The sequence below is a fragment of the Halomonas sp. IOP_6 genome, from assembly GCF_021151565.1.
Taxonomy (GTDB): domain Bacteria; phylum Pseudomonadota; class Gammaproteobacteria; order Pseudomonadales; family Halomonadaceae; genus Vreelandella; species Vreelandella alkaliphila.
Window position 1 is genome coordinate 101,661 of sequence record NZ_JAIRBO010000001.1, and the last position, 12,210, is coordinate 113,870.

Sequence of the window (12,210 nt, forward strand, 5' to 3'; positions counted from 1 at the left end):
ATTAAGGAGCTAAGCGGAAGCGGCTCCAATCGCCGCCGTCACGCCGTTCAAAGCGTAGGCGGTCGTGAAGACGACTGGGTTGCCCCTGCCAGAACTCAATCATTTCAGGATTAACTCGATAGCCGCCCCAGTGATTCGGACGCGGAATATCTTGTCCTTCGTAGGCTTGTTCAAAGCGTTTTTGCCGCTCTTCAATCCAATTGCGATCAGGGATCACAACGCTTTGGGTAGCAATCCAGGCACCCAACTGGCTACCACGTGGCCGACTCGAGAAGTATTCATCAGACTCTTCTTGTGCCACTTGTTCTACGGGACCTTCGATGCGAACTTGCCGTGACAGCGAGGGCCACCAAAAGGTGATGGCGGCAAAAGGTACGTTGCTCAGCTCGCTACCTTTGTGGCTATGGTAGTTGGTAAAGAACACCATACCTTGCTCGTCAAACCCCTTGAGCAGAACGACACGGGCATGGGGGCGCCCCTGACTGTCTACCGTAGCAAGAGTCATTGCGTTACCGTCTTGTCCTTCTGTTTCCAGCGCTAGGCTAAACCACTCATCAAACAGCACAAAGGGATTGTCGGGGGCTTGGGCTTCATCAAGGCGGCCACCTTCATAATCGCGCCTAATATCAGCTATATTGCGTGTCATTGAATACTGCTCCCTTTAAATTTTGTTCATGGTCGCTGGTCTTTCGGTAAAGCTCAAGCCCTGTCTCTAAGCTTTGCTGACAAGCTCTATTTAGAAGCCCAGCCGAGAAGTTGATGGCGTTACGGGTAATGCAAAGTTGCTTGATTGTATAACGCGTCGACTGTGCTCTGTAATGCGTTATATCAGAAACATTGAAGAAATGAGAAAATGTATGAATAGAAGATAAAGGGCAACGTAATGCAGAATGAAAGAAAACAGCTGGTCGTTTGGGACGTCTTTGTACGCTTATTCCATTGGTGTCTGCTGGCAGCGGTGATCATTTCGTTTTACACCGCAAAAACCAATGGCGCACCGTTTTTGTTTCCGATTGAGGCTCATGCCCAAGCAGGCTACCTCATTATTGGTTTATTGATATTTCGCGTGATATGGGGCGTCTCAGGTCCTGCCTATGCTCGCTTTAGTGCGTTTATCTATGGTCCAAAAGATACGGCAATTTATGCAAATGCGCTGCTGAAGCGACGTGCCCCCCGCTACGCGAGCCACAACCCCCTGGGGGGTTGGATGGTGGTCCTTTTGTTGCTCTCACTGAGTTTTCAGGCAGTGAGTGGACTGTTTTTGAGTGACGATATCTTCTTCCAGGGTCCACTTTACGGTTTGCTGGGCCGAGACATAAGTGGCGAGCTAGCCAGTTTGCATTCACTCAATAGTGATGTGCTGCTTATCATGATAGGCATCCATGTTGCGGGCATCATTGTGCATGCTCTGCAGGGGGAAAAGTTAGTCGCTGCAATGGTGACGGGAATCAAACATTTCAACAGTGAACCGATTGATATAAAACCTGCCCACCGAACTAAGCACCGCCTGTTTGCGCTAGGTGCTTTTTTAGTTGCGGCGGGCGTTTGTGGCTGGTTGTGGTTTTATCCTTACTGATAGTTCTAGCAAACAGAGCGTTATCTAAGCTTACTCCTGGCGCTGTTGACGACTGCGAAAACGTGCGTACGCCATACAGCCAGTAAATAGTGCCAGCGATACAACCGCTTCCAGCACACCGCGAACCCCTTGGCCGGGTAGGGTTGCCAGCATAGTGCCTTGAGTAAAGTACAGGAGGCTGACAAATGCTAACCAAGCATGGCCTCTGGCTCGCTGACCAATGATAGAGGGTAGGAATAGTAAGAGTGGCAGTACAAATGCGACTACAGGACGCCAGTTAAAGGTATCACCCTGAATAAAAAAGCCACGATAGATAACTAGCAGCAGCAGAATGACAAAGCTGACGAGTACTAATTGCCTTGCTTGCTGTGTGAGCTTATCGAGTCCATGGCGAGTCTCGAGACCTTCTAACCACTGCCTCATGCCGCTTCCTCCTGGCGCATTTTATGCAGCGCTCGCGCAAGCCTAGCCAACCGCTTGCCTTGAGCAAGACACAGTGCACGCTCGTGCTCGTCGACAGAGCGGTCACTTCGCGCACCGGCAACATGACTAGCCCCGTAGGGGGTGCCACCGGTTTGGGTGCTAAGCAGGGCGGTTTCATTATAGGGGATGCCGGCGTAGACCATGCCGTGATGCAGTAACGGAATTAGCATGCTGAGAAGCGTGCTTTCCTGGCCACCGTGGAGGCTGGAAGTGGATGTGAACGCACAGGCAGGTTTATCAATCAACGCGCCATTCATCCATAGGCTACTGGTCGTATCTAGAAAATACTTAAGCGGCGCAGCCATATTGCCAAAACGCGTAGGGCTACCCAATGCCAACGCGCTGCAGTGGCGCAAATCCTCGAGGTCTGCATAAACTGCTCCCTCTGCTGGAATTTCGGGATCAACGGCTTCACAGGTTGTAGAGACAGGGGGAACGGTGCGCAACCGCGCTTCAATCCCCGTAATGCTTTCGACACCTGCTGCAATTTGCCTTGCCATATCCGCAGTGGCTCCTGAGCGCGAATAGTAAAGAATTAAAACAAACGGCGTGGAATCACTCATGAGGTATCCTAGAAATAACGACGTAAAGAGGGCACTGCGTTGTCTGCTTATGGTACCAGAGCTACCGATTGTACAGGAGATGAGTTAAGCAATTGGCTAAGCGTGGGCAGGCGTAGATAAACCCATGCGGTTGAACCGTCCGTTAGCGTTTGTTTGACCCGCTCATAGCGAATACCCAAGCGCTCATAACGATCCAAGCGCAATAGCTGATCCGCAGTGACTTCTAACCGTAACCCTTCTACATGGCTATGGGTATCGGGAGTCAAGTCCAGGCCCTGTTTTTTGAAGCCTTCAAGACGTGCTGGTTGTGGGTTGCCTGAACTGCCCATCACCACCCAGCGCACAGGGAGATAGCGCAGCGTGCCATAGACGAAGACACTGTGGGTTCGTTCTTCAATGATTGGCAGGTGGGAGGGGCGCTCGTAAAACCACGGGCTCAGCATTGTCAGCCAAAGCCAACCTGCAGCACCGATTAGTAGTGCTGCGCTACACGCGATCAAACGTTTTAACCAAACCATGCCCACTCCTTTGATAATGTTGGCTATCAGCGTGGCGTTAGATGTTAATGAAAACAAGTCTTAAGCAATGTCGGCGGGTTTGCTAGGATAAGGGCATTAGACCCTGTCAGAGGAGCCTGTTATGAATCAATCACTTCGTGATGAGATGGATTTCAGTGCGTTGGTCGGCGATGTAAAGCCGTTACCCAAGCATAACCGCGCAGATACAGGTACCCAGCGCCAGCGGCCTACAGAGGCCCAGCTTGCTCGTCGTGAAAGTGCTGAGCAGCGTCTGGAAGAGCGTAATTTCTTATCTGATGATTTTGTCGACTTGTTGCCGCCCTTTGATCCGATTGAATACCGCCGTGAGGGTATTCAGCAAGGTGTGGTCGATAAACTGAAGCATGGTGGGTACAGTGTTCAGGCTCAACTACATCTGCTACGACGGCCGTTGGCAGAGTGCCGCAGAATGCTGTTCCCGTTTATTCAAGAAGCTTACCTCCACGACCTTCGCTCTGTGCTCATTGTGCATGGGAGAGGTCGAGAAATAGATAGTCCTGCGAATGTCCTGCGTTCCTACCTGGCTAAATGGCTTACTCAGTTCGACGAAGTGCAGGCTTATATTTCTGCGCAACCTTCGGAGGGTGGCCTTGGTGCTACCTGGGTCATGCTACGTAAAAGTGACCGTGCCAAAGCTAACAACCGTGAGCGCCAGCAAAAACGTCGCGGATAGCCTGCCATTGTTTATCAAGTAATTGTTTATCAAGCAAAAGGGCAGCCGAGGAACTGCCCTTTCTATCTCTACTTCTATCTTTCTAATTCTATCTCGATACCGTTTGCGGTTACTGCTTGGTGTCCGCCAGGCGGCGTTCGAACAATGCTTGGCGCTGCTCAACATCGGTTTGGTAGCGAACGCTAAACATGTTTAACGCACGTATAGCGTCGTCTGGATGCTGATCATCACGCAGAGCCATGGCGGTAAAGCCACAGCGGCGCATGTAATCCAACTGGTCGACCAACACATCACCGACTGCACGTACTTCGCCGGTATAGCCGTAACGTTCGCGAAGCAAACGAGCAAGCGTGTAGCCACGTCCATCCGTAAATGCCGGGAAATCGATGGCAATCGCACTGGTACTGCTTAGCTGCTGGCCAAGCTCCGTGGTTAACTCGGTATCACTTGAAAGCAGTGGTGCTAGCTCGGCATCGTCCTGGTTCGCTTGCCAGAGTGCCAGCGGCACAAAGGCGGGACGCTGTTCAGGGAGCGTGTCTGCGTCATAGGACACACACCACGCATTCTCTGCTGCCAGTTCACCATCAGCGATCAGATGGTCGACATGTACTGGCGTGAGCTCAACCGCGTCAGTCTGAGTGTCATTGCTGGGCATAAACACGCTCCTTAAAGGGTTTTAAGCCAATACGGCGATAGGTGTCGAGGAACCGCTCGTCTGCGTGACGTTCGGCCACATAGACTTGAAGTACCTTATCGACAACGTCCGGCACGTCTTCGCGGTAGAAAGAGGGCCCTAGGATTTTACCTAACGAGGCATCGTCAGTTGAGTTACCACCAATCGAGATCTGGTAGTACTCTTCGCCTTTTTTGTCGACGCCGAGGATGCCGATGTGGCCAACGTGGTGATGCCCGCAAGCGTTCATGCAGCCTGAAATATTGAGATCCAGTGGGCCGAGGTCATAGAGGAAGTCCAGATCTTCAAATCGCTCCTGCAGTGCTTGAGCGATGGGAATCGAGACCGCGTTGGCCAAGCCACAGTAGTCGCCGCCAGGGCAGCAGATAATATCGTTCAGCGTACCTACAGTCGGATTGGCCATGCCCAGTGCATCAAGCTCTTTCCAGAGCGCCTCTAGCTCATCGACGGGAACGTCAGACAGCACTAGGTTTTGCTCGTGGGTCACGCGCACTTCACCGAAGCTATAGCGATCGGCCAGGTCGGCGACGGCTTCCATTTGATCCGCTGTGACATCACCAGGCGCGTGTTCGCGGCGCTTAAGTGAAAGGGTCACCGCTTTATAACCAGGGACCTTGTGGTCGGTGACGTTATTCGTCACAAAGCGGGCCAAACTACGATTTTCGCTGCGTAGCTGTTCGAAATCGGCAATGGCGCTCTCAGCAACCGGACGGCGCTCTGGTTCAGGGAAGTGAATCTTGGCCGCATCAATCGCTGCTTGGTTAAGTGTTTGCGGGCCATCTTTAAGATGCGCCCACTCTTCGTCAACGCGGCGGCGAAACTCTTCAATACCGAGCGCTTTGACGAGTATTTTAATACGTGCTTTAAACTTGTTATCGCGGCGACCAAATTGGTTGTACACGCGAACACACGCTTCCAAATACGTTAACAGATGCTGCCAGGGAAGGTCTTCGCGCACCACGTCGCCAATCATCGGTGTGCGGCCAAGGCCGCCACCTGCTAGCACTTTAATGCGTACGTCGCCGTCCTCGTTACGCCATAGCCGCAGGCCGATGTCATGCACTTGAATAGCTGCGCGATCTTGGGCGGCACCGCTGACAGCAATTTTAAATTTGCGCGGCAGGTAGGCGAACTCTGGATGTAAGGTTGACCACTGACGAATTAGCTCACACCAAGGGCGTGGGTCTTCCACTTCATCCCCCGCGATACCGGCAAACTGGTCACTGGTGGTATTGCGGATGCAGTTGCCGCTGGTTTGAATAGCGTGCATTTGTACTTTGGCGAGGTCAGCCAAAATATCGGGCACGTCTTCCAATGCGGGCCAGTTCAGCTGCAAGTTTTGCCGAGTCGTGAAGTGGCCATAGCCACGGTCATAGCGGCGGGTAATGTCCGCTAACGCGCGAAGCTGCTTGCCCGCCAGCATGCCGTAGGGGATGGCGATTCGCAGCATTGGCGCATGCTTCTGAATATACAGGCCGTTTTGGAGTCGCAGCGGGCGAAACTCTTCTTCTCCCAAACGCCCGGCGCGGTAGCGGTCCATTTGGTCACGAAACTGAGCGACGCGCTCGTCAACCAACGTTTGGTCGTGAATATCATAACGGTACATGTGGCACGATCCTGCTAAAAGCGAAATGGTCACGTCGAGACGGACGGTAATGTGCCGTCACCTTAACGCGGGCGTCATATTCTACAAAAGAATATATAATTATCTTTTTATCGCTAAATGGTATTTGGGATTTATAAGTCATAGCTCTTGAGCTAGCCAGCGTCGACGCTGCCACACCCATAAGAAGCTGCTGGAATTGAGCGCACGGTAGAAAAGCTGCACTAGCCATACACCGAGTAGCCCATATTCCAACTCAATGCCTACCCACCAAGCCAGTGGCAGAAACACTAGCCACTGCATGCTCAAAGTAAGCAACATCACTGTTCGCTGAGCGCCAGCGCCCATTAACGTTTGGGCCAGCACCAGTGCGGCAGCATCCAGCACTATCATTAGGCCAGTAATTTGTAAGGGAAGAGTGCCTAACTGAATGAGTGAGTGATCTTCAAAAAAAATAGCCAGAACAGTTGCAGGGAACAACAGCATAGGGAGTGCCAACACTGTCAGCAGCAAACCAGCGACGCTTAATGCGTCGATTCCCCAGCGGTGTGCTGCCTGTTGATCATCGCGCCCTAACGCTTCACCGACCAAGCTCATTGCCGCAACACCCACCCCGACTCCAGGTAAAATAAGTAGCAACGATAGATTCACTAGCACATGGCCGACAGCGACACTCTGCGTGCCCATCCTACCTAATAGCCAGAACAGCACCACATAGCCGGCGGCAAACCATACTTGTTGCAGTGAGTGTGGGATAGCCAAAAATAGTGTGGTCTGTAATGAACGCAATGTCAGCTTCTGTCGGGTAAGTGCGTGGGCGTTATACGTCACGTAAGCCCAAATAATCAGTCCCAGCAGTAGCGAAAGCGTCGTGCCAATACCTGCACCATTGGCACCCAGCGCTGGAAGGCCACCAATGCCATAAATTAATCCTGCACTAGCGATCACATTGAACACATGCACAATGACGATAATACGCAGGTAAAGGTGCGTGTGCTGCCGGCCGTTCCAGTAACCGCGAAAGCAAAGTGTTAAGGCAATCGCGGCTAACGATACAACGCGCCAGCGGAAATACTCCACGGCAATGGTCGTCACATCATCTGCTGGCGTAATTAATTGTATTAACCGGGGAGCCTGCCACCACGCGAGACACGATAATGGAATACCGACCATAACGGCGATCAGCAAGCCAGAGTGAAGTGAGCGTGTTAGCGGGAAGTGTTCTGCGCCCAGGTCTTGAGAGGTTTGCGACTGGACGCTGGAAGAGAGGCCAAAAACCAATGCCGTCATCATAAACATGGCATAGCCGCCGATACCAACACCTGCCAATGCCTCTTGGCCTAAATGGCCTACCAGCGCAGCATCAATAAGGTTGAGCATGCTCTGTGAGAGCATGCCCAGCATGATAGGTAAGGCTAAGCGTATGACCTTACCTTGGCGGCGGCCCACTGCTGACATTAGCTAGGGTCGTAAGAGAGTACCGGAGAGAGCCAGCGTTCCATTTCCACTAACGGCATCTGCTTGCGTTGCGCAATCGCTTCCACTTGATCCCGGGTGATTTTTCCAGTGGAGAAGTATTTTGACTGGGGGTGGGCGAAGTACCAGCCAGAGACCGCCGCCGCAGGCCACATAGCGAAGTTCTCGGTCAGTGCCAAGCCGGTATTTTCTGTCGCATCAAGCAGCCGGAACAGCGTGGCCTTTTCGGTATGATCAGGGCAGGCTGGGTAACCGGGAGCAGGGCGGATACCCTGATATTTCTCGGCAATTAGCGCGTCATTATCCAGCGTCTCTTCCGGCACATAGCCCCAGAACTCTTTGCGCACGCGCTCGTGCATGCGCTCGGCAAACGCTTCTGCCAAACGGTCGGTTAATGCTTGCACCATGATGGCATTGTAATCGTCACCAGCTGCTTCATAGGCTTTGGAAAGTTCATCAACCCCATGGCCTGTGGTAACCGCAAAGCCACCAATCCAGTCGGCTTTGCCGCTCTCTTTAGGCGCAATAAAATCCGCAAGGCTGTAGCAAATACCGTCACGCCCTTTGGTGGTCTGCTGGCGAATGTGGTGCAAACGCTCAACTACTTCGGTGCGACTTTCATCGGCATAGACTTCAATGACATCGTCATCGACGCTGTTAGCGGGCCACAGGCCAATGACGCCGCGCGCCTGAACACGCTTTTCGTCGATTAGCTTGCGCAGCATCACTTTGGCATCTGCAAACAAATTGCGTGCAGCTTCGCCGACTACCTTATCTTCAAGGATTTTGGGGTACTTGCCAGCGAGCTGCCAGCTCATAAAGAACGGTGTCCAATCGATGCGTTCAACCAGCTCTTCAAGATCGTAGTCGTCGAAGGTTTTGAGACCCAACACCTGAGGTTTAACTGGAGTAAAGCTGTTCCAATCCGTGCGAAAGCGTCGTTTACGGGCTTGGGTGTAATCCAAGTCTGCGGCTTTAGGGCGGCGTTTGGCGTTACGCTCACGCACTTTTTCGTACTCTTCGCGAATCTCGGCAACGTAGGCGGCTTTAAGGTTCGGTGCCAGTAAACGGCCTGCAACGCCGACCGCCCGGGAGGCATCGGTTACATAAATCACGGGGTGATCGTATTGTGGCTCAATTTTTACGGCTGTATGGGCTTTGGAGGTAGTGGCACCACCAATGAGCAGCGGCAGATCCATGCCCCGACGCTTCATTTCTTTAGCAACATGCACCATCTCATCAAGCGATGGGGTAATCAGTCCTGAAAGCCCAATGATGTCAGCATTATGGTCTTGAGCGGCCTGAAGAATTTTTTCGGTGGGCACCATCACGCCAAGGTCGATAACTTCATAGTTATTACACTGCAGCACCACGCCAACAATGTTTTTGCCGATATCGTGAACATCGCCTTTAACCGTGGCCATTACGATCTTACCTTTAGCCTTGGTCTCTTCGCTTTTTTCCGCTTCGATATAGGGAATCAGGTAGGCAACCGCCTGCTTCATGACGCGAGCCGACTTAACCACCTGGGGTAGGAACATTTTGCCGGCACCAAACAGGTCGCCAACCACGTTCATACCATCCATTAACGGGCCTTCGATCACCTCGATGGGCCTGGCGGCCTCGGCGCGAGCCTGTTCGGTGTCCTCTTCTATATATGCAGTTACGCCTTTAACCAACGCATGCTCGATACGCTTATTAACCGGCCAACTTCGCCACTCCAGGTCTTCTTTTTTGGCCGCACCGCTGCCATCGCCTTTGTACTTGTCGGCAAGGTCAAGCAGTCGCTCGGTACCATCGCTACGGCGGTTGAGTACGACGTCTTCTACCGCATCACGCAGCTCGGCGGGTAAGTCATCATAAACCGCCAATTGGCCCGCATTGACGATACCCATGCTGAGGCCTGCACGAATGGCGTGATAAAGGAATACCGAGTGAATAGCTTCACGAACGGGGTTATTGCCTCGAAATGAAAACGAGACGTTCGATACGCCACCGGAGATCATCGCGTGAGGCAGGTGCTCACGGATCCACTGGGTAGCCTCAATGAAATCGACGGCGTAGTTATTGTGTTCATCTATGCCGGTCGCGATAGCAAAGATATTAGGGTCGAAAATAATATCTTCCGCCGGGAAACCAATGTCATCGACTAGTAAGCGGTAGGCGCGTTCACAAATCTCGGTTTTACGCGCAAAGGTATCTGCTTGGCCTTCTTCATCAAACGCCATGACCACAATGGCGGCGCCAAAGCGGCGACACTTGGTGGCTTGCTCGCGAAACGCGGCTTCGCCTTCTTTCAGCGAGATAGAGTTAACCACCGCCTTGCCTTGAACGCACTTAAGGCCCGCTTCGATGATGTCCCATTTGGAGGAGTCGATCATGATCGGAACGCGAGCGATGTCGGGTTCACCAGCGATTAAATTCAGGAAACGAACCATCGCTTCCTGGGACTCCAACATGCCTTCGTCCATGTTGATGTCGATAATTTGCGCGCCGTTCTCGACCTGCTCCAAGGCGACTTCAAGCGCGGTGGTGAAGTCTTCTTCGACGATCAGCCGCTTAAAGCGTGCCGAGCCGGTCACGTTAGTGCGCTCACCGACATTGACAAACAGCGCGTCGGCTTCAATGTTGAAGGGCTCTAAGCCAGACAGACGGCACGCATGACTACGCTTTGCAACCTTGCGGGGCGCCATCGAGCTGACTGCCTCAGCGATGGCACGAATATGCTCAGGGGTTGAGCCACAGCAACCCCCAATAATATTGACCAGTCCACTTTCTGCGAACTCGCTGACAATGGCCGCCATTTCCTCTGGGGTTTGGTCATACTCACCAAACTCATTGGGTAGACCCGCATTGGGGTGCGCAGAAACAAAGGTATCGGCTTTAGTGGAAAGCTCTTCGATGTAAGGGCGCAGCTCTTCCGCACCTAGAGCACAGTTCAAGCCAACCGAGAGCGGCTGGGCGTGGCGAACAGAGTTCCAGAATGCCTCGGTGGTTTGACCAGAAAGCGTGCGACCTGAGGCATCGGTAATGGTGCCGGAAATCATCACCGGCAGCCGCGTGTTCAGGTCATCAAACAACTCTTCAAGCGCATAAATAGCGGCTTTGGCATTAAGTGTGTCAAAGATAGTCTCGATCATAATAAGATCGGCACCGCCTTCGATTAACGCACTAGCAGCTTCGTAATAGTTCTCGCGAAGCTCGTCGAAGGTGACATTGCGCTTAGAAGGGTCGTTGACATCTGGCGACAGAGACGCGGTGCGTGAGGTTGGCCCAAGTACCCCAGCGACATACCGCGGGATATTCGTTTCAGCAGCCACGGCGTCACAGACATTACGCGCCAAACGTGCCGACTCACGATTTAGCTCAGGCACCAAATCTTCCATGCCATAGTCTGACTGAGAAAGACGTGTGCTATTAAACGTATTGGTTTCGATAATATCCGCGCCAGCTTCTAGATAGTCGCGGTGAATACGTGCCACTAAGTCCGGACAGGTAAGTGCTAATAGGTCATTATTACCTTTAAGATCCGAGGGCCAGTCACGAAAGCGGTCACTACGGAAATCGTCCTCGCTGAGTTCGGCGTTCTGCAACATGGTGCCCATGCCGCCGTCCAAAATCAGGATACGTTGGGAAAGGCGTTGGGTGAGGGAAGCAGTCAAATCACTAGCAGCCATGGCAGGGGGGAATCTCCAGCGTCTCAGTCGAAAGGATATTTTTTATAGTCGTCGTCATAGTGTGAGCGGCGCCTATCATAACAAAGGGCACACCATAGGGCAGCAAGTAAGGGCGTGAAGTTATTGCAGTATCTTAATGAGTCGCGCTCATATACATAGGCAATAGCCTACTAAAATAGTCGGGATTGTGCTGGCGAGCAGTTTTGCTTACCATAGGCGTTAATGAAATAGTTATAAATGACATGTGATGTGGCCAAGCCACAACCACGGGAGGATAACATCCCTTATGACCGCGACTATCGAAACTGATACCCAAGGTATTGATATTACTGACAGTGCTCAGGAATATCTTGCTGAACTGTTGGAAAAGCAGAATGTTGAAGGCATTGCTGTGCGTATTTTTATCACCCAACCCGGCACGCCTTACGCGGAAACATGTTTAGCCTATTGCCGTCCAGGTGAAGAAGAACCCACTGACGTTAAGCTTGAGCTTGAAAAAATTAACGTATTTCTCGATAAAAACAGTTTGGCGTTTTTAGACGAGGCGGTTGTTGATTTTAACGCGGATCGTATGGGCGGCCAGTTAACCATCAAGGCTCCTAACGCGAAAATGCCTAAAGTTAACGCGGACAGCCCGCTGGAAGACCGCATCAACTACACGCTTTACAGTGAGATTAACCCAGGACTGGCGGCCCACGGTGGTGAAATCAAACTGGTAGAGCTGACCGAAGACAAGGTGGCGATCCTTGCTTTTGGTGGCGGCTGCCAAGGTTGTGCAGCGGTAGATTTAACGCTTAAAGATGGCGTTGAGAAAACGCTGATGGAGCGGATTCCTGAGTTAGCGGGTATCCGTGACGTGACTGATCACACGGATACAACGAACGCTTACTACCGCTAACGCGCTGTTG

Annotated in this window: 11 protein-coding genes; 3 read left to right on the top strand and 8 right to left on the bottom strand. The window is 52.3% G+C overall.

Annotation, left to right across the window (positions count from 1 at the left end):
• Nucleotide 1: 1 nt before the first annotated feature.
• Nucleotides 2-646, bottom strand: coding sequence for a pyridoxamine 5'-phosphate oxidase (gene pdxH, locus K7H08_RS00505; protein WP_038484211.1), 645 nt, complete (start codon nt 644-646; stop codon nt 2-4).
• Between the two features lie 237 nt (nt 647-883).
• On the opposite strand from pdxH, the gene K7H08_RS00510 reads away from it, so the two are divergent.
• The gene (locus K7H08_RS00510) at nt 884-1,576 is read left to right on the top strand and encodes a cytochrome b/b6 domain-containing protein (RefSeq protein WP_231656926.1); all 693 of its coding nucleotides are present in this window, start codon (nt 884-886) and stop codon (nt 1,574-1,576) included.
• Nucleotides 1,577-1,606: 30 nt separating this feature from the next.
• Here the strand turns inward: K7H08_RS00510 and K7H08_RS00515 are convergent, their stop codons facing one another.
• From K7H08_RS00515 to K7H08_RS00525, 3 genes are read right to left on the bottom strand one after another with little or no spacing between them, the layout of a single operon-like run.
• Nucleotides 1,607-1,999 carry a DUF2069 domain-containing protein gene (locus K7H08_RS00515; protein WP_095602928.1) on the bottom strand — a complete coding sequence of 131 codons (393 nt, stop codon included), beginning with the start codon at nt 1,997-1,999 and terminating at the stop codon, nt 1,607-1,609.
• Nucleotides 1,996-2,622 carry an NAD(P)H:quinone oxidoreductase gene (gene wrbA, locus K7H08_RS00520; RefSeq protein ID WP_089038368.1) on the bottom strand — a complete coding sequence of 209 codons (627 nt, stop codon included), beginning with the start codon at nt 2,620-2,622 and terminating at the stop codon, nt 1,996-1,998. Before wrbA ends, K7H08_RS00515 begins: the two co-directional genes overlap by 4 nt.
• Before the next feature lie 47 nt (nt 2,623-2,669).
• Complete coding sequence (locus K7H08_RS00525) at nt 2,670-3,140, bottom strand: gamma-glutamylcyclotransferase family protein (RefSeq protein WP_231656927.1); 471 nt, start codon at nt 3,138-3,140, stop codon at nt 2,670-2,672.
• Between the two features lie 121 nt (nt 3,141-3,261).
• On the opposite strand from K7H08_RS00525, the gene smrA reads away from it, so the two are divergent.
• Nucleotides 3,262-3,852 carry a DNA endonuclease SmrA gene (gene smrA / locus K7H08_RS00530; RefSeq protein ID WP_038484225.1) on the top strand — a complete coding sequence of 197 codons (591 nt, stop codon included), beginning with the start codon at nt 3,262-3,264 and terminating at the stop codon, nt 3,850-3,852.
• 109 nt (nt 3,853-3,961) lie between these two features.
• On the opposite strand, the gene K7H08_RS00535 is transcribed toward smrA, so the two are convergent.
• The 4 genes from K7H08_RS00535 to metH all read right to left on the bottom strand — a co-directional run bounded on the left by K7H08_RS00535 (nt 3,962) and on the right by metH (nt 11,302).
• The gene (locus K7H08_RS00535; protein WP_231656928.1) at nt 3,962-4,507 is read right to left on the bottom strand and encodes a DUF934 domain-containing protein; all 546 of its coding nucleotides are present in this window, start codon (nt 4,505-4,507) and stop codon (nt 3,962-3,964) included.
• On the bottom strand, nt 4,494-6,152 hold the full coding sequence (locus K7H08_RS00540) for a nitrite/sulfite reductase (RefSeq protein WP_231656929.1): 1,659 nt from the start codon (nt 6,150-6,152) through the stop codon (nt 4,494-4,496). Before K7H08_RS00540 ends, K7H08_RS00535 begins: the two co-directional genes overlap by 14 nt.
• Before the next feature lie 138 nt (nt 6,153-6,290).
• Complete coding sequence (locus tag K7H08_RS00545) at nt 6,291-7,607, bottom strand: MATE family efflux transporter (protein WP_231656930.1); 1,317 nt, start codon at nt 7,605-7,607, stop codon at nt 6,291-6,293.
• Nucleotides 7,607-11,302: a methionine synthase gene (gene metH, locus K7H08_RS00550; RefSeq protein WP_231656931.1), complete on the bottom strand. Its 3,696-nt coding sequence runs from the start codon at nt 11,300-11,302 to the stop codon at nt 7,607-7,609. The genes K7H08_RS00545 and metH overlap by 1 nt, the downstream gene beginning before the upstream one ends.
• A 286-nt stretch (nt 11,303-11,588) precedes the next feature.
• On the opposite strand from metH, the gene nfuA reads away from it, so the two are divergent.
• A complete protein-coding gene (gene nfuA / locus K7H08_RS00555) occupies nt 11,589-12,200 on the top strand; it encodes a Fe-S biogenesis protein NfuA (RefSeq protein WP_038484241.1) in 612 nt (203 codons plus the stop codon).
• The last annotated feature ends 10 nt before the right edge of the window (nt 12,201-12,210 follow it).